This is a genomic window from Dyella halodurans, assembly GCF_026283925.1.
GTDB classification, from domain to species: domain Bacteria; phylum Pseudomonadota; class Gammaproteobacteria; order Xanthomonadales; family Rhodanobacteraceae; genus Dyella; species Dyella halodurans.
In genome coordinates this window covers 130,313-146,831 of the sequence record NZ_JAPDPF010000007.1, presented here as the reverse complement: position 1 = coordinate 146,831, position 16,519 = coordinate 130,313, and the positions used below count along the sequence as shown (strand labels likewise).

Below are 16,519 nucleotides of genomic sequence, written 5' to 3'. Positions count from 1 at the left end.
ATGTCTATCGAAGTCAAAGTCCCCGTCCTGCCCGAGTCCGTCTCCGACGCCACCATCGCCACCTGGCACAAGAAAGCCGGTGATGCAGTGAAGCGCGACGAGAATCTGGTCGACCTCGAAACCGATAAGGTCGTGCTGGAAGTGCCCGCCCCGGTCGATGGCGTGATCAAGGAACTGAAGTTCCAGACCGGCGACACGGTGACCAGCCAGCAGGTCATCGCGGTGATCGAGGAAGGTGCCGTGGCCGCTGCTCCGGCTGCCGCTCCCGCCGCTGCTGCGCCGGCTCCGGCCGCCGCACCCGCCGCTGCCGCTCCGCAGACTGCCGCCGGCAATGCCGACCTGTCGCCGGCCGGCCTGCGCGTGGCCACCGAACAGAACATCGACGCCTCCAAGGTCGCCGGTACCGGCCGCGACGGTCGCGTGACCAAGGAAGACCTGGTGAACTACGGCAAGGGTGGCGCGTCTGCCGCCGCTGCGCCGGCTGCCAAGCCGACGCCGGGCGCCCGTCCGGAAGAGCGCGTGCCGATGACCCGCATGCGCGCGCGCATCGCCGAGCGCCTGATGCAGTCGAAGAACTCCATCGCCATGCTGACCTCGTTCAACGAGGTGAACCTGGCCGAAGTGGTCAAGATGCGCAAGGCGCTGGGCGAGTCGTTCGAGAAGGCCAACGGCGTGAAGCTGGGCTTCATGAGCTTCTTCGTGAAGGCTGCTGCCGAAGCGCTGAAGCGCCACCCGCTGGTCAATGCCTCGGTCGACGGCAACGACATCGTCTATCACGGCTATCAGGACATCTCCATCGCCGTCTCCACCGACAAGGGCCTGGTGACGCCGGTGCTGCGCGACGTGCAGGACATGAACTTCGCTGACGTCGAGCGCGGCATCGTCGATTACGCCAAGAAGGCGCGTGACGGCAAGCTGGGCCTGGACGACCTGCAGGGCGGCACCTTCACCATCACCAACGGTGGCACCTTCGGTTCGCTGCTCTCCACGCCGATCGTCAACCCGCCGCAGAGCGCCATCCTGGGCATGCACGCCATCAAGGAGCGCGCCATCGTCGAGAACGGCCAGGTGATCGCCGCGCCGATGATGTACCTGGCGCTGAGCTACGACCACCGCATCATCGACGGCAAGGACGCGGTGCTGTTCCTGGTCGATATCAAGAACCAGCTTGAGAACCCGCAGCGCATGCTGCTCGGCATTTGAGCGCGCATGGATCGCCTCGGCGATCCATGCCAATAGGTAACGGAGCTCTGGCGGCGAAACGTGAGACCTTATTCACGCTCGCCGCATCCCTCCCCCGCATTTCATGTGCCGCGCCCCCCTAGCGCGCCACGCCGCAAGGAAAAACCATGAGCGAAAAATTCGACGTCATCGTCATCGGTGCAGGCCCTGCCGGCTATGTGGCCGCGATTCGCGCCGCGCAGCTGGGCCTGAAGACCGCCTGCGTGGACGCGTTTGTCGGCAAGGACGGCAAGCAGGCCCTCGGCGGCACCTGCCTCAACGTGGGCTGCATCCCGTCCAAGGCGCTGCTGGATTCGTCCAAGCAGTACTACAACATCGCCCACAACCTGCCGGTGCACGGCATCACCGTGGACGGCGCCAAGGTCGACATGGCGACCTTCATCGGCCGCAAGGACAAGATCGTCAAGCAGTTCACCGGCGGCATCGGTCAGCTGTTCAAGGCCAACAAGGTCACGCCGTTCTTCGGCACCGGCAAGCTGCTCAAGGGCAACGATGTCGAGATCACCGGCAATGACGGCTCCAAGCAGACCATCAGCGCCACCAACGTGATCCTGGCCTCGGGTTCGGTGCCGATCGAGCTGCCGTTCGCCAAGTTCGACAACAAGATGATCGTCGACAACGCCGGCGCGCTGGACTTCACCGAGGTGCCGAAGCGCCTGGGCGTGATCGGCGCGGGCGTGATCGGCCTGGAGCTGGGCAGCGTGTGGAAGCGCCTGGGTGCGGACGTGACCGTGCTCGAGGCGCTGCCGGACTTCCTCAGCGTCGCCGATGCCGACATCGCCAAGGTCGCCGCGAAGGAATTCGCCAAGCAGGGCCTGGCCATCAAGCTCGGCGCGAAGCTCACCAAGGCCGAGATCAAGAAGAATGAGATCGCCCTGACCTATGAGGACAAGGACGGCGCACACGAACTGGTCGTCGACAAGCTGCTCGTCGCCGTGGGCCGTCGCGCCTACACCGACGGCCTGCTGGCTGCCGACACCGGCGTGAAGCTGGACGAGCGCGGCCGCATCGTGGTCGACGAGCACAACCACACCGGCGTGAACGGCGTGTGGGCCATCGGTGACGCTGTGCGCGGCCCGATGCTGGCGCACAAGGGTTCCGAGGAAGGCGTGGCGGTGGCTGAGTGGATCGCCGGCAAGGCCGGTCACGTCAACCTCGACACCGTGCCGTGGGTCATCTACACCGAGCCGGAAATCGCCTGGGCCGGCAAGACCGAAGCCCAGCTCAAGGCCGAAGGCATCCCGTACAAGGTCGGCACCTTCCCGTTCGCCGCGATCGGCCGCGCCGTCGCCATGAACGAGGCAATCGGCATGGTGAAGATGCTGGCCCACGCTGAAACCGACCGCATCCTCGGCGTGCACATGGTGGGCCCGGGCGTGTCCGAACTGATCGCCGAGTGCGTGGTGGCGATGGAGTTCAAGGGCTCGTCGGAAGACCTGGCGCGCATCGTCCACGCGCATCCGACTTTGTCGGAAGCCGTGCACGAGGCCGCCTTGTCGGTCGACAAGCGCGCCATCCACAAGGGCAACTAAGGGCGTCATCTCGTGCCGGCCGAGTAGGGCCTGTGTCACGAGATCCACGGCCCGCTCGTGGCGACATGAGCGGGCCGTTCGCTTTTGTGGCATATACGTAGCTAACACCCACCGCCGCCATGCCGGCTTGCGCCGGCATGGCGGGCCTTTGTTACCCCCGCCTACCCCATTCCCCCATGCCCCAACCCTCTGCCCTTTGCGTCTACTGCGGCTCCAGCAGCGGCAGTCATCCTGACTACGTCGACCAGGCACACGCCTTCGGCACCGAGATGGCCCGGCGCGGCATCGCGCTCGTTTATGGCGGCGGCAAAGTCGGCTTGATGGGCACCGTGGCCAATGCGGTACTGGCTGGCGGCGGCCAGGTGATCGGGGTCATTCCGCGCCAGCTGGTCGAGCTCGAAGTGGCCCATACCGGCCTGACCGAGATCGTCGTCGTCGACACCATGCACCAGCGCAAGACGCGCATGTACGAACTGTCCGACGCCTTTGTCGCGCTACCCGGCGGCTTCGGCACCATGGACGAAATGTTCGAAATGTTGACCTGGGCGCAGCTTGGTCTGCATCGCTATCCCTGCGCCTTCCTCGATGTGCGCGGCTACTACGGACAGCTCCGCGCGATGATGGATCACATGGTGGCAGAGCGCTTCGTGCGCCCCGAACAGCGCGAGAGTGTATGGTTCGGTCAGGACATGGGACAGCTGTTCGACTGGATGGAAGGCTACGAGGGCCAGCGCACGCCCAAATGGATCGACCGTAGCAGCGTGAAGGCCTGAGCGGCCCGACGACTCCTCGACAGGATTGACCATGAGCACACCCAACGCATTCCGCGCTTTCCGCATCCACAACGACGACGCGGGTTACCGCGGCGGCCTCGAAACAATCAGCGCCACGGCGCTCTCGCCGGGCGAAGTGCTGGTCCAGGTGGCGTACTCCTCGGTCAACTTCAAGGACGCCCTAGCCGGCACCGGCAAGGGCAAGATCCTTCGGCAATACCCGCTCAATGGCGGCATCGACGTGGCCGGCCACGTGGTCGCATCCAGCGATCCCGCTTTCAAGGAAGGCGACGCCGTGCTGTGCACCGGCAGCGGTCTGTCGGAAACGCGCGACGGCGGCTACGCCGAGTACATTCGCCTGCCCTCGGCCTGGACCATTCCGCTGCCGAAAGGCCTGAGCCTGCGTGACAGCATGATCATCGGTACAGCCGGCTTTACGGCCGCGCTGGCCTTGCTGCGCATGCAGGACAACCAGCAGACGCCGACACTGGGACCGATCGCCGTCACCGGCGCCACCGGTGGCGTGGGCATGCTGGCGATCGACATCTTTACCCGCGCCGGCTACGCCGTGCACGCGATCAGCGGCAAGGCGTCCCATTTCGATTTCCTGCGTGACCTGGGTGCGGCCGAATGCATCGACCGGCACCAGCTCGCCTTCAGCGGCAAGCCAATGGATTCCGTGCGCTTCGGTGGCGCGCTGGACAACGTGGGCGGCAGCATGCTGGCCGGCCTGCTGCCGTTGATCGCCCCCTACGGCAACGTCGCCATCTGCGGCAATGCCGGGGGTATCGGACTCGAAAGTACGGTAATGCCCTTCATCATCCGCGGCGCCAGCCTGCTGGGCATTGCGTCTGCCGGTACGGCACGTGACATCCGTGATCGCGTCTGGGCGCATCTGGCCAGCGACTGGAAGCCGCAGCATCTTGAACGCATCGCCACGCGCGAGGTCACGCTCGAGCAACTGCCGGAAGTTTTCGGCCGCATGCTCGCTGGCGAATCCTTTGGGCGTACTCTGGTACACGTAGGGATGCTCTGATCTATTCAATGAGGGTGGCATGATGTCCAGAATGTTCGCAGGGTGTGGGGCGTGGCGCGGCGCAGGCTGGCTGCCTGGGCAAGCCGCGCACCGCGGCCTGCGGGCTTTCTGGACATCACCCGAAGGGCCGGTTCTGTCTGCCCGCAGCTGCGCGCCGCGCCGTCTCGACAGGCAGCCAGCCTGCCTTCGCCGACGCAGCACACATCTGCGGGCAGACAGAACCGGTGACACCCTCATTGAATAGATCAGAGCATCCCTAGGCCAGGCGGCCTGACGGTCACGCTTGGAAGCTCCACGACAGCGTCTTAGAATCCATCGAAACAACAAGGGGAATATCACCTTATGGCACGCATCCTGATCGTCGACGATTCGCCGTCGCAGTTGCTGGGCATCAAGCGCATCGTCGAGAAGCTCGGGCATGAGGCCCTTACCGCCGAGGACGGCGCGGCGGGCGTGGAAGCGGCCAAGCGTGAGCGTCCCGACCTGATCCTGATGGATGTGGTGATGCCGAACCTCAACGGTTTCCAGGCCACCCGCACGATCAGCAAGGACCCGGAGACTTCGCATATCCCGGTCGTGCTGATCACTACCAAGGACCAGGAAACCGACAAGGTATGGGGACTGCGCCAGGGCGCGAAAGCCTACGTGACCAAGCCGATCAAGGAAGAGGAACTGGTGACGACGCTCAAGGAGCTGTTGCCCGCCTGACGGTCGACAGGGCAAAAAAGAACGGCGCTCAGCGCCGTTTTTTTTGCCTTGAAAGCGGGTCAATGCCGGGGATCGTAATCGGCAAATTGATCGCGCAGGGATTCATAGGCGGAACGCTGGGCATCGTTATCCGCCACGGGCGCGCGGATCGACAGCTCGACCAGCTGATCGCCCGGGTGCGCACCCGGCAGGCCACGCCCCTTGAGTCGCAGCTTGCGCCCTGACTGGGAACCCGCCGGAATGCGCAAGTCCACCGTGCCCGCCAGGGTCGGCACCGGCACCGTGGCACCCAGGGCAGCCTCCCAGGGCGCAATCGGCAGCACATGCAAGACATTGCGGCCATCCAGACGGAAGCGCGCGTCGTCCCGAATGCCGACTTCCAGCAGCAGGTCGCCGTTGGGCGCGCCACCCATGCCGGCGTGACCCTGGCCGGCCAGGCGGATCACCTGGCCTGGCTGGATACCGGCAGGAATCTTCACTTCGAGCACGCGCTCGCCGCCACTGGAATCCTGCAAGGCCAGCCGCGTGCGTCCACCGTCAAAAGCGGTCTGCAGGTCGATCTGCACGTGCGCATGCACGTCACCTCCACGACGCGCGCGCGGTGCGCCGGCGCGTGGACCAGCACCGCCGCGTCCGAACAGGCTCTCGAAGAAATCGCTGAAGTCGCCACCGCCGTCGCCACCGAAGTCGAAGCCGTGACTCTGGCCCCAACCCGGCGGCGGGCGAAACTGCTCGCCACCGCGATAACCGCCAGCGCGCAGCTCGTCGTAAGCGCGGCGCTTTTCCTGGTCGCGAAGCACTTCGTTGGCTTCGTTGATGGCCTTGAATTTTTCCTCCGCCCCGGCGTCCTTGTTCTTGTCCGGATGGTATTTGCGCGCCAGCTTGCGGTAGGCGACCTTGATCTCTGCCTCCGTCGCCTCCGGCTTTACGCCAAGAATGTCGTAATAATCTTTGAATTCCACTGCCACTCCCCGGCGGAAACCTGCTCACTCGGACACGCGGGAAATCATCGTGCCCCGCGAATCTGCCTGCAAGGCAGGATCCGCCCGATCCAATAACGGTCATGCGTAGCGACCCAGCGCCACCCTCTGTATGGCGAAATGGGTGCGAAAACAGTGTGATTCAAGGCGACAAGCCACCCCGGCTGGCGCTAGCATCCGGTTCCTCCTCCCAACGCGACAGGCCTTCCGCCATGAGCATCCAAGTGGGCGATTCGCTGCCCGACGTCGAGATCCGCACCATCGGTGCCGAAATCGCCCAGACCCAGACCGGCCCACTGTTTGCCGGACGCAAGGTGGTGATGTTTGCCGTGCCTGGTGCCTTCACCCCCACCTGTTCCAACCGCCACCTGCCCGGTTACGTGCAGCATTTCGCCGAGTTCCAGGCGCGCGGCATCGAGGTGATGTGCCTGGCCGTCAACGATGCCTACGTGATGCAGGCATGGGCCAGCTCGCAACAGGTACCGCATGCACTGCTGATGCTGGCCGACGGCAACGGCGCCTTTACTCGCGCGCTGGGCCTGGAGCTGGACGGCAGCGCCTACGGCATGGGCCTCCGCGCCAAGCGCTTCGCCTTGTACGCCGAGAACGGCGTGGTGAAGCAGCTGCAGGTCGAGGCGCCTGGCGAATTTCGCGTGTCGACGGCCGAGGCGATGCTCGAAGCCATCGGCTGAGCAGCGGCAACACCGCTGTTGCGCGAGACATCCTGCATCCAGCGCACACAAAAAAAAACCCGGCCAGGCCGGGTTTTTTGTTAGGCGTGCAGCGTTGGCTTACTCGGCGTCGGTCGGCGTATCAACGCCCGGCTCCGCCTGGCCTTCGTGACCCTGGCCTTCTTGCACCTGCCCTTCTTCGCCTTCGCCGTTTTCCACTTCCGCATCCAGACGCACCACGCTCACCAGCGACTCCTCGGCTGGCAAACGGATCAAGGTGACGCCCTGGGTGTTGCGGCTCAGCTGCGAGATTTCCGCCACACGCGTACGGACCAGGGTGCCCTGGTCGGAGATCAGCATCAGCTCGTGGGCTTCGGTCACTTGCGTCGCAGCCACCAGGGCGCCATTGCGCTCCGAACACTGGATGCCGATCACGCCCTGCGTGCCGCGGCCCTTCTTCGGGAACTCGTCCAGCGTGGTGCGCTTGCCGTAGCCTCGTTCCGTCGCGGTGAGGATGTCGCCTTCGGCCGCCACGATCAGCGAGACCACGCTCGCCTCTTCGGCCAGCTTCATGCCGCGTACGCCGGTGGCGGTGCGACCCATGGAACGGACTTCCGACTCGTCGAAGCGCACCGTCTTGCCGTTGGACGCGAACAGCAGCACGTCGCTGTTGCCATCGGTGAGTTCGACGCCGATCAGCGCATCGCCTTCATCGAGATTGATCGCGATCTTGCCCTTCTGCAGCTGGAACGCGAACTCGGTGAGCGGCGTCTTCTTCACCGTGCCCTGCTTGGTGGCGAAGAACACGAAACGATCTTCGGTGTATTCGCGCACCGGCAGCACGGCCTGCACCTTCTCGCCCTGGCCCAGCGGCAGCAGGTTGACCATCGGCTTGCCGCGCGCGTTCGGGCCCGACTCCGGCATCTGGTACACCTTGAGCCAGTACACGCGACCAATGCTGGTAAAGGCCAGCAAGGTGTCATGCGTATTGACCACCCACAGCTGCTCGACGAAATCCTCGTCCTTCAGTGCGGAAGCCGAACGTCCCTTGCCGCCGCGTCGCTGCGCGCGATACGTGCTGGCCGGCTGACGCTTCACGTAGCCCGTGTGCGACAGCGTGACGACCACGTCTTCCGGCGCGATCAAGTCGAGAACGTTGAGGTCTTCCTGCGAATGCTGGATTTCGGTCCGACGCTCATCGCCGAATTCGTCCTTGATCACCTGCAGCTCGTCGCGGATCACCGCGAGCAGGCGCGCAGGATCTTCGAGGATCTCGATCAGGCCGCGAATGGTATCGAGGATCTGGCGATATTCGTCGGAAAGCTTGTCCTGCTCCAGGCCGGTGAGGCGGTGCAGGCGCATTTGCAGGATTTCCTGGGCCTGCACTTCGGACAGCTGGTAGCCATCGCTCTTCAAGCCATCGCGCGGATCCATGTCTTCCGGACGCGAGGCTTCGGCACCGGCGGCGCCCAGCAGCGCGCTCACCATACCGGGCTGCCACTTGCGCGCCAGCATGCGCTCGCGCGCTTCCTGCGGCGACGGCGAGGTGCGGATCAGCTCGATCATCTCGTCGATATTGGCGAGGGCGACAGTGAGGCCTTCCAGGATATGCGCGCGTGCACGGGCCTTGCGCAGATCGAAGATGGTCCGGCGCGTCACCACTTCGCGACGATGACGGATGAACGCCTCGAGGATTTCCTTGAGGTTGAGCAGGCGCGGCTGGCCGTCCAACAGGGCGACCATGTTGATGCCGAACGTAACCTGCAACTGGGTCTGCTGGAACAGGTTGTTCAACACCACGTCCGCCATCGAGTCGCGGCGGATCTCGATGACCACGCGCATGCCGTCCTTGTCGGACTCGTCGCGCAGCTCGCTGATGCCTTCGAGCTTCTTTTCCTTGACCAGCTCGGCGATCTTCTCGATCAGGCGAGCCTTGTTGACCTGGTACGGCAGCTCGTGGATGAGGATCGTCTCGCGACCGTTCGACTCGGTCTCGATCTCCGTGCGCGCACGCACCAGGATGCGGCCACGGCCGGTGCGGTAGGCCTCGATGATGCCGGAGGAACCGTTGATGATGCCCGCGGTCGGGAAATCCGGACCCGGGATGTAGCGCATCAGGTCGTCGATCGACAACGAGGGATCGTCGATCAGGCCGATCGTCGCGGCGACAACTTCGGTGAGGTTGTGCGGCGGCACATTGGTCGCCATGCCCACGGCGATACCGGCCGAACCGTTGATCAGCAAGTTCGGCACGCGCGTGGGCAGTACCAGCGGCTCGTGTTCGCTTTCGTCGTAGTTGGGACCGAAGTCGACGGTGTCCTTGTCGATATCGGCCAGCAGCTCCTGCGTGAGGCGCGCCATGCGCACCTCGGTGTAACGCATGGCTGCCGCGTTGTCGCCGTCGACCGAACCGAAGTTACCCTGGCCATCGACCAGCATGTAGCGCAGCGAGAACGGCTGCGCCATGCGCACGATCGCGTCGTAGACGGATGCGTCGCCATGCGGGTGGTATTTACCGATCACGTCACCGACCACGCGGGCCGACTTCTTGTAGGCCTTGTTCCAGTTGTTGCCAAGTTCGTTCATGGCAAACAGGACGCGGCGGTGGACCGGCTTGAGACCATCGCGTACATCAGGGAGGGCGCGTCCCACGATCACGCTCATGGCGTAATCGAGATAGCTCTGGCGCATCTCGTCTTCGATATTGACGCGAATGACTTCTTTGGCGAGTTCTGCCATCAATCGGCTTCCGTGATGATGAGAAAGGTCGCCCTGCACACGCCTCATGCGTGTACGTCAGCGACCTTGGAGGCAACCTCAGAAGTGTAACACGTTTGTCGCCAGATTCACAGTATTTTCACATTGAAAATCAATGACTTACGTCGGCGTCTTGGCATCCTTGAAAAGCATGCCGCGGGCTGTCGCGAAATTGACCAGCGCCGCCGTCGCCGAACTCGCCGCCACGGCGATCGCCGGCCAGCGCACCAGGGGCGGATAAGCCAACAGAATCGCCGCATAGGCGCCGTAATTGACCACCGCGCCCACGCTCATCAAGGCGATCCAGTGCAGCCACTCGGCCAGCAGGGAGCGTCCGCTGCTGTGTTGGGCGAACGTGTAGCGGCGGTTCCACAACCAGGTGGCGGTGGCCGCCGCAAGGAACGAAAGCAGGCGCGCCAGGTACGGATTCCAGTGCGCGAAGCTCACCAGGGCCTGCACCCCACCGGCATCGACCACCAGGCCGATCACACCGCCTACGGTGAACATCAAAACCTGGCGACGCAGACTCATTGGCCGAACAGCGCCTGCATGGCCAGCGTGTTCGGGCGCTCGATCACGCCGCGCTCGGTGACGATGGCGTCGATCAGGTCGGCCGGCGTCACGTCGAACACGGGATTCCACGCTTCGGCACCGTCGACCACGGTGCGGCGCCCGGCCACGGACAGCAGTTCGGCCGCGTCACGCAGCTCGATCTCGATCTCCTCGCCCGACGCGGTAGCCATGTCCACGGTCGAGGACGGTGCCACCACCATGAACTTCACGCCGTGATGGCGGGCGGCAATGGCGAGCTGATAGGTACCGATCTTGTTCGCGGTATCGCCGTTGGCAGCGATGCGATCGGCGCCCACGATCACCCACTGCACCGCGCCCGAACGCATCAGATGCGAGGCAGCGGAATCGGCGATGAGCTTGGCCGGAATCCCGTCGCGCACCAATTCCCACATGGTCAGGCGCGCGCCCTGCTGCCAGGGCCGCGTCTCGCCCGCGAACACCTGCTCGATGCGACCGCCCGCCACGCCGGCGCGGATGACGCCCAGCGCGGTGCCGTAACCCGCCGTGGCCAGCGAGCCGGTATTGCAATGCGTGAGCACGCCCGATTGCGGGGCAATCAAGGCGGCGCCGAGTTCGCCCATATGGCGGTTGGCGGCAAGGTCCTCGTCCTGGATCGCCTGCGCCTCGCGCTCCAGCGCCGCCGCATCGGCACCAGCGGCGATGCGCGCCTTCATGCGGTCCAGCGCCCACATCAGGTTCACCGCGGTGGGGCGCGCAGCGCGCAACATCGCCAGCACGGCGTCGAGCGACTCGCCCTGCCTGGCTCCAAGCACCACGCCCCAGGCCGCCGCAATGCCGATCGCGGGCGCGCCGCGGACGGCCAGATCCTTGATCGCCTGGGTTACCTGGGCGGCGCTGGCGCAGTCGATCCAGTGCTCTTCCTGGGGCAGCAGGCGCTGATCCAGCAGGCGCAGATGATCGCCTTGCCATTGCACGGCGCGGATGCGGTCGTAACGGTCGTAATCCATGTGTCTTGCTACTCGGTGAAAACGAAAGACGGGCTGACGAAAAACGGCAGAAAGACGCCGCTGATATTCAGGGTGCCTCAGGCATGACCAGCCAAAGAATCAGATAGATCAAGATACCGGAGCCACCCATCAGGGTAAGCAGGACCCAGCCGAGGCGGACCAGCGTGGGGTCCCAGCCAAAGTGTTCGGCGATACCGCCGCAGACACCCGCAATCTTCCGGTCACTGCGTGAACGATAAAGGCGCTTGTCCATGGCCAGTCAGATCTCGTGAGGGTGCGTCAGCTTCGTGAGCTGAGCCATTGATGGATCGCCGGGGGCACTTCGCGCTGGGCGCGCCCGGACACGTAGATGCCGATATGTCCGCCCTTGAAAGCGAGCTGGGTGTAATCGGTCGTGCCCACATGGCGACCCAGTGCGCGCGATGCATCCGGCGGTACCAGGTGATCCTGCTCGGCAAAGATATTCAGCACCGGCTGGGTGATCAGGCCCAGGTCCACCGGCTTGCCGCCAATCACAACCTCACCCTTGATCAGCTTGTTCTGCTGGTAGAAGTCCTTGATGAATTCGCGGAATGCCTCGCCCGCCTGATCCGGCGAATCGAAGATCCAGCGTTCCATGCGCAGGAAATTCGCCAGTTCCTTCGGGTTGTCGAGCACATCGACGAGGCCGACGTATTTCTGCTGGTTCAGTCGAACCGGCTTGAGCGTGAGGTAAACCCAGTTGAGCAGTTCGGCCGGGATATTGCCCATGGTGTCGACGAACAGGTCCACGTCCAGTTCGCGCGACCAATGCGACAGCATGTTGTCCGGGGTCTGGAAATCCACCGGCGTCACCATGGTGACGAGGTTCTTGACCTTCTCCGGTTGGATTGCCGCGTAGCACAGCGAGAACGTGCCGCCCTGGCAGATGCCGAGCAGGTTCACCGCGTTGACGGCGGCATGCCTGCGCACCGCATCCACGCAGCGATCGAGATAGCCGTTGATGTAGTCATCCAGGCCCAGCCAGCGATCGGCGGCGTCGGGATAGCCCCAGTCGAGCAGGTAAATATCCTCGCCCTGCTCGAGCAGGTTGCGCACCAGCGAACGGTCGGCCTGCAGGTCGGTCATCCACACCGTGTTGACCAGCGCATAGACGATCAGCGTCGGCGTCTTTGCCGTCGGCTTGCCCTGCCCCTTCATGTGCCAGACCGTGAGCTTGTCTTCTCGGTACACGGCTTCACGCGGCGTATTCGCGTATTCGGGCTCTTGCTGGTGTGCAAGATTGCCCAGGCCGGCGCTGAGCTTGCGCTGGAAGGCCGAGATTTCGCCCATCAGCGCGGCGGGGTCGAGGCGTACGGGAGGAAACATGGACACTCCTTACTTGCGCGTGCGCGTGGCACCGCGCACGACGGACTTGCGGGCAACCACGGCCGCGGCTGGCTTGCTGCTGCGACGGACCATCTCGTCGTCGGCGCTGCGCTTGCTGCTACGCGCCGGAGACTTCTTGGCAACCGGCTTCTTGGCGATGACTTTCTCCGCCGCGGGCTGGTCGGCGAGCTGCCGCTTCAGCGCGGCGACTTCCGCGCGCAAGGCGGAGACTTCATCGGCGCCGGCGTTGGACGACGTGGCACGCAGCTCGCGGCGCAGCTCCTGCAGGCGCTTGCCCAGGGCCGTGACCTCGCTGCGCGTGGGCATGCCCAGTTCGCGGCAAAACGCATCGAGCTGTTCCTGCTGTAGCAGGCGCAGGCGACTCTGTGCGTTGGTCATTGCGCCGTAGACGTGGCGGAACTCGTCCGACAGTGCGATCTCGGCATAGGCCTCTTCCGCACCATCGACCCACAAGTCATAGAGTGCCTTGAGCGAGTCGATCTGCTGTTTCGAATCGCCGAGATCGGCCAGCTTGAGCTTCAGGCGCTCAAGGCCTTCGGTATTGGCGCGCTGGATCAGGGCCTGGTACTTGCCAGCCCAATCAAGATAGTCGCGCATCGCCGCTGCCATGGCTTGCTGATGCAGCTGACGCTCGCGCGTATAGCCGAAGGCGGCCATGTGCTCGACATCAAAGGCGTGGCCTGCCGCGCCGGCCTGGGTCGCCTGCAGCCAGGACTGCCACAGCTGGGTGAAGCTGCGAGCCGATTCGTTGTCGATACTGGCGAAGGCATGGGCGAACGGCTGGCCGCCAAGCCCGGCAAACATCTGATTCAGCGACTGCTGCCAGTCGCCGCCCGCCTGCCCCAGGCCGCTGCCGGCCGCCCCTTGCAACCATTCACCGTAGCCCTTGAGGGCCGCCATGCTACGCGCGAGCAAGTCATCGCCGCTGCCGCCGTGCGGCATGCCAGCGGCATGCGCGAACGGTGAGGTTCCAGCCATTTGCTGTTGCAGGTATCGAGTCCAGGAATCCCAGGATTGCTTTGCCATCGCCTGGTAATCCTTCAACAAATCACTTGCCTGGTCGGCCATACCCGCATCCTCGTCGAATCGCTTGCATCCTAGCAAAAGCCGATGACAGCGGTCGCAAAAAACCCGTTGGGCGGGGCCGGGGCCAGGTGTCGGTGCCCCGGCCATACCTACCAGTCACGCCACAGCGGCGCACCAGTCCCACCTCATCGTCATCCCAGCGAAGGCTGGGATGACGGCTCGTGTGAGGACAATCGTCTCGAAGTCCCGTTCAACAAAAGCAAAAGCCCGGCATTTGCCGGGCTTTTGCAGGGTCCTGCCTTGCGGCGGACTTAGGCGTTGGCGCCTTCGTCCTCGGCCACGGCCTTCATGGACAGGCGGATACGGCCCTGCTTGTCCACTTCCAGCACCTTTACCTTGACGATATCGCCTTCCTTCAGCTTGTCGGAGACCTTCTCGACGCGCTCGCTGGAAATCTGCGAGACGTGCACGAGGCCGTCCTTGCCCGGCATGATGGTGACGAACGCACCGAAGTCCATCAGCTTGGCGACCTTGCCCTCGTAGATGCGGCCCGGCTCGACGTCGGACACGATCTGCTCGATGCGCGCCTTGGCGGCGTTGGCCGCCTCACGGTTGACCGAGGCGATGACCACGGTGCCGTCGTCGGTGATGTCGATGGTGGTGCCGGTCTCTTCGGTGATCGAGCGGATGGTGGCGCCGCCCTTGCCGATGACTTCGCGGATCTTGTCCGGGTGGATCTTGATGGTGAGCAGGCGCGGGGCGTACTCGCTCATCTCCGAACGGGCGGTGGTGATGACCTTGGCCATCTCGCCGAGGATATGCAGACGACCCTGCTTGGCCTGGGCCAGCGCGGTACGCATGATTTCTTCGGTGATACCGTCGATCTTGATGTCCATCTGCAGCGCGGAGATACCGTCGGCGCTACCGGCCACCTTGAAGTCCATGTCACCCAGGTGATCTTCATCACCGAGGATGTCGGACAGCACGACAAAGTCGTTGCCTTCCTTGACCAGACCCATGGCGATACCGGCCACCGGCGACTTCAGCGGCACGCCCGCGTCCATCATGGCCAGCGACGAGCCGCACACCGACGCCATCGACGAGGAGCCGTTGGACTCGGTGATCTCGGAGACCACGCGGATCACGTACGGGAATTCCTCGATCGTCGGCTTCACCGCCTGCACGCCACGCTTGGCGAGACGACCATGGCCGATTTCACGACGCTTCGGCGCGCCGAAGCGACCAGCCTCGCCCACCGAGAACGGAGGGAAGTTGTAATGGAACAGGAAGGCGTCCTTCGACTCGCCTTCCGGCGCGTCGATGATCTGCGCATCGCGGGTGGTGCCGAGCGTGGTCACAACCAGCGCCTGCGTTTCGCCGCGGGTGAACAGCGCCGAACCGTGGGTACGCGGCAACACGCCGACGCGCACGGTGATCGGGCGGACGTCGTCCAGGTTACGGCCGTCGATACGCACCTTGGTCTTCAACACGCTGTCGCGCATGGTGTGGTATTCGAGCTCAGCGAATTCCTTCGCCAGGTCGGCAGTCGCCCAGCCCTTCTGCTCGGCTTCGCCCTTCAGCGATTCCAGCACGTCGGACTTGATCGCGGAGATCGCGTCGCGGCGCTGCAGCTTGTCGCGCACCTGGAAAGCCTCTTCCAGCTTGTTGCCGACGGCGCCCTTCAGCGCGGCGATCAGCGACTCGTTGCGGGCCGGCGGCTGCCAGTCCCACGACGGCTTGGCCGCTTCGCTGGCGAGCTCGGCGATCGCGCGGATCGCGGTCTGCATCTGCTGGTGACCGAACACCACCGCGCCGAGCATGACGTCCTCGGACAGCAGCTTGGCTTCGGACTCCACCATCAGCACGGCATTGGAGGTACCCGCAACGACCAGATCCAGCGCCGAGGTCTTCAGCTCGGTGGCGGTCGGGTTAAGCAGGTACTTGCCGTCGGCGTAGCCGACGCGGGCAGCGGCGATCGGGCCCTTGAACGGGATGCCGGCGAGGCTGAGCGCAGCGGAAGCACCCAGCATGGCCGGGATGTCGCCGTCGATCTCGGGGTTCAACGAGACGACCTGTGCGATGACCTGCACTTCGTTCTTGAACTCTTCCGGGAACAGCGGGCGCACCGGACGATCGATCAGACGCGAGGTGAGCGTCTCCTTCTCGGTCGGGCGGCCTTCGCGCTTGAAGAAGCCACCCGGGATGCGACCGGCGGAGTAGAACTTCTCGACGTAGTCGACGGTGAGTGGGAAGAAATCCTGCCCCTCTTTCGCCTTGGACGCGGCCACCACGGTGACGAGCACCACAGTGCCGCCCATGCTGACCATCACGGCACCAGAAGCCTGGCGGGCGATTTCGCCCGTCTCCAGCGTGACTTCGTGATTACCGTACTGGAATGACTTGGTTACTTTCGCCACGGTCTTTTCCTGAATTGGGGTTGTGGCCAGGGATGGCCACTTCGTGATCTTCGCGTTCAAGCATGAACGCAAATATCAACTTAACGGCGCAGGCCGAGGCGCTCAATCAGGGTCTGATAGCGAGCCAGGTCGCGATCTTTCAGGTACGAAAGCAGGCTCTTGCGGCGATTTACCAGCTGCAACAAGCCACGGCGGGAATGATGATCCTGCTTGTGCTCTTTGAAATGACCGGTGAGGTGGTCAATGCGGGCCGACAGCAGGGCAACCTGGACTTCCGGGGAGCCAGTGTCGTTCGGCACGCGGCCGAAGTCAGCAATGATCTTGCTGGTCTGTTCAACGGTGAGGGACATGAGTATCTCTTCCTTAAAAGCGGATGCGAAGCTTGCGCAACGTCACATGATGACGTTGCGCAAGCTTCGCCTTGATGAATGAAAAGTCTTAAACAAGCTCCGTATTGTAACGACCGGA

General features: G+C 64.1%; 15 protein-coding genes. 6 read left to right on the top strand and 9 right to left on the bottom strand.

All coding sequences use genetic code 11. The features are described from left to right. The 5 genes from sucB to pilH all read left to right on the top strand — a co-directional run bounded on the left by sucB (nt 1) and on the right by pilH (nt 5,291). Nucleotides 1-1,203, top strand: a complete 1,203-nt coding sequence (gene sucB, locus OUZ49_RS14930; protein WP_266151285.1) for a dihydrolipoyllysine-residue succinyltransferase — start codon at nt 1-3, stop codon at nt 1,201-1,203. Nucleotides 1,204-1,349: 146 nt separating this feature from the next. After that, nucleotides 1,350-2,774 carry a dihydrolipoyl dehydrogenase gene (lpdA, locus tag OUZ49_RS14925; protein ID WP_266151284.1) on the top strand — a complete coding sequence of 475 codons (1,425 nt, stop codon included), beginning with the start codon at nt 1,350-1,352 and terminating at the stop codon, nt 2,772-2,774. A 176-nt stretch (nt 2,775-2,950) separates the two neighbouring features. Next, on the top strand, nt 2,951-3,547 hold the full coding sequence (locus OUZ49_RS14920) for an LOG family protein (RefSeq protein WP_266151283.1): 597 nt from the start codon (nt 2,951-2,953) through the stop codon (nt 3,545-3,547). A 31-nt stretch (nt 3,548-3,578) separates the two neighbouring features. After that, nucleotides 3,579-4,583: an oxidoreductase gene (locus OUZ49_RS14915; protein ID WP_266151282.1), complete on the top strand. Its 1,005-nt coding sequence runs from the start codon at nt 3,579-3,581 to the stop codon at nt 4,581-4,583. A gap of 342 nt (nt 4,584-4,925) precedes the next feature. Next, a complete protein-coding gene (pilH, locus tag OUZ49_RS14910) occupies nt 4,926-5,291 on the top strand; it encodes a twitching motility response regulator PilH (RefSeq protein ID WP_266151281.1) in 366 nt (121 codons plus the stop codon). 59 nt (nt 5,292-5,350) lie between these two features. On the opposite strand, the gene OUZ49_RS14905 is transcribed toward pilH, so the two are convergent. Then, complete coding sequence (locus OUZ49_RS14905; RefSeq protein WP_266151280.1) at nt 5,351-6,253, bottom strand: DnaJ C-terminal domain-containing protein; 903 nt, start codon at nt 6,251-6,253, stop codon at nt 5,351-5,353. Between the two features lie 230 nt (nt 6,254-6,483). On the opposite strand from OUZ49_RS14905, the gene OUZ49_RS14900 reads away from it, so the two are divergent. After that, nucleotides 6,484-6,963 carry a peroxiredoxin gene (locus OUZ49_RS14900; protein ID WP_266151279.1) on the top strand — a complete coding sequence of 160 codons (480 nt, stop codon included), beginning with the start codon at nt 6,484-6,486 and terminating at the stop codon, nt 6,961-6,963. Nucleotides 6,964-7,062: 99 nt separating this feature from the next. Here OUZ49_RS14900 and gyrA read toward each other — a convergent pair whose 3' ends face one another. The 8 genes from gyrA to rpsO all read right to left on the bottom strand — a co-directional run bounded on the left by gyrA (nt 7,063) and on the right by rpsO (nt 16,401). After that, nucleotides 7,063-9,681: a DNA gyrase subunit A gene (gene gyrA / locus OUZ49_RS14895; protein ID WP_266151278.1), complete on the bottom strand. Its 2,619-nt coding sequence runs from the start codon at nt 9,679-9,681 to the stop codon at nt 7,063-7,065. A 138-nt stretch (nt 9,682-9,819) separates the two neighbouring features. Continuing rightward, nucleotides 9,820-10,230 carry a GtrA family protein gene (locus OUZ49_RS14890; protein WP_266151277.1) on the bottom strand — a complete coding sequence of 137 codons (411 nt, stop codon included), beginning with the start codon at nt 10,228-10,230 and terminating at the stop codon, nt 9,820-9,822. Continuing rightward, nucleotides 10,227-11,240 (bottom strand): S-methyl-5-thioribose-1-phosphate isomerase, encoded by a 1,014-nt coding sequence (gene mtnA, locus OUZ49_RS14885; protein WP_266151276.1) that lies wholly within the window; start codon nt 11,238-11,240, stop codon nt 10,227-10,229. The genes OUZ49_RS14890 and mtnA overlap by 4 nt, the downstream gene beginning before the upstream one ends. A 67-nt stretch (nt 11,241-11,307) precedes the next feature. Next, nucleotides 11,308-11,493: a PspC domain-containing protein gene (locus OUZ49_RS14880; protein ID WP_266151275.1), complete on the bottom strand. Its 186-nt coding sequence runs from the start codon at nt 11,491-11,493 to the stop codon at nt 11,308-11,310. Nucleotides 11,494-11,519: 26 nt separating this feature from the next. Then, entirely contained in the window at nt 11,520-12,587 is a 1,068-nt protein-coding gene (locus tag OUZ49_RS14875) for a class III poly(R)-hydroxyalkanoic acid synthase subunit PhaC (RefSeq protein ID WP_266151274.1), read from the bottom strand. A 9-nt stretch (nt 12,588-12,596) separates the two neighbouring features. Then, nucleotides 12,597-13,676, bottom strand: a complete 1,080-nt coding sequence (locus OUZ49_RS14870; RefSeq protein WP_266151273.1) for a poly(R)-hydroxyalkanoic acid synthase subunit PhaE — start codon at nt 13,674-13,676, stop codon at nt 12,597-12,599. A 269-nt stretch (nt 13,677-13,945) separates the two neighbouring features. Beyond that, nucleotides 13,946-16,051, bottom strand: a complete 2,106-nt coding sequence (pnp, locus tag OUZ49_RS14865) for a polyribonucleotide nucleotidyltransferase (RefSeq protein ID WP_266151272.1) — start codon at nt 16,049-16,051, stop codon at nt 13,946-13,948. 80 nt (nt 16,052-16,131) lie between these two features. Beyond that, a complete protein-coding gene (gene rpsO / locus OUZ49_RS14860) occupies nt 16,132-16,401 on the bottom strand; it encodes a 30S ribosomal protein S15 (RefSeq protein WP_266151271.1) in 270 nt (89 codons plus the stop codon). Nucleotides 16,402-16,519 lie beyond the last annotated feature (118 nt).

Bases quoted from the DNA above. Each gene is read 5' to 3' on its own strand.
- sucB (WP_266151285.1), top strand. From the start codon at position 1: ATGTCTATCGAAGTCAAAGTCCCCGTCCTGCCCGAGTCCGTCTCCGAC.
- lpdA (WP_266151284.1), top strand. From the start codon at position 1,350: ATGAGCGAAAAATTCGACGTCATCGTCATCGGTGCAGGCCCTGCCGGC.
- OUZ49_RS14920 (WP_266151283.1), top strand. From the start codon at position 2,951: ATGCCCCAACCCTCTGCCCTTTGCGTCTACTGCGGCTCCAGCAGCGGC.
- OUZ49_RS14915 (WP_266151282.1), top strand. From the start codon at position 3,579: ATGAGCACACCCAACGCATTCCGCGCTTTCCGCATCCACAACGACGAC.
- pilH (WP_266151281.1), top strand. From the start codon at position 4,926: ATGGCACGCATCCTGATCGTCGACGATTCGCCGTCGCAGTTGCTGGGC.
- OUZ49_RS14900 (WP_266151279.1), top strand. From the start codon at position 6,484: ATGAGCATCCAAGTGGGCGATTCGCTGCCCGACGTCGAGATCCGCACC.
- gyrA (WP_266151278.1), bottom strand. From the start codon at position 9,681: ATGGCAGAACTCGCCAAAGAAGTCATTCGCGTCAATATCGAAGACGAG.
- OUZ49_RS14890 (WP_266151277.1), bottom strand. From the start codon at position 10,230: ATGAGTCTGCGTCGCCAGGTTTTGATGTTCACCGTAGGCGGTGTGATC.
- mtnA (WP_266151276.1), bottom strand. From the start codon at position 11,240: ATGGATTACGACCGTTACGACCGCATCCGCGCCGTGCAATGGCAAGGC.
- OUZ49_RS14880 (WP_266151275.1), bottom strand. From the start codon at position 11,493: ATGGACAAGCGCCTTTATCGTTCACGCAGTGACCGGAAGATTGCGGGT.
- OUZ49_RS14875 (WP_266151274.1), bottom strand. From the start codon at position 12,587: ATGTTTCCTCCCGTACGCCTCGACCCCGCCGCGCTGATGGGCGAAATC.
- OUZ49_RS14870 (WP_266151273.1), bottom strand. From the start codon at position 13,676: ATGGCCGACCAGGCAAGTGATTTGTTGAAGGATTACCAGGCGATGGCA.
- rpsO (WP_266151271.1), bottom strand. From the start codon at position 16,401: ATGTCCCTCACCGTTGAACAGACCAGCAAGATCATTGCTGACTTCGGC.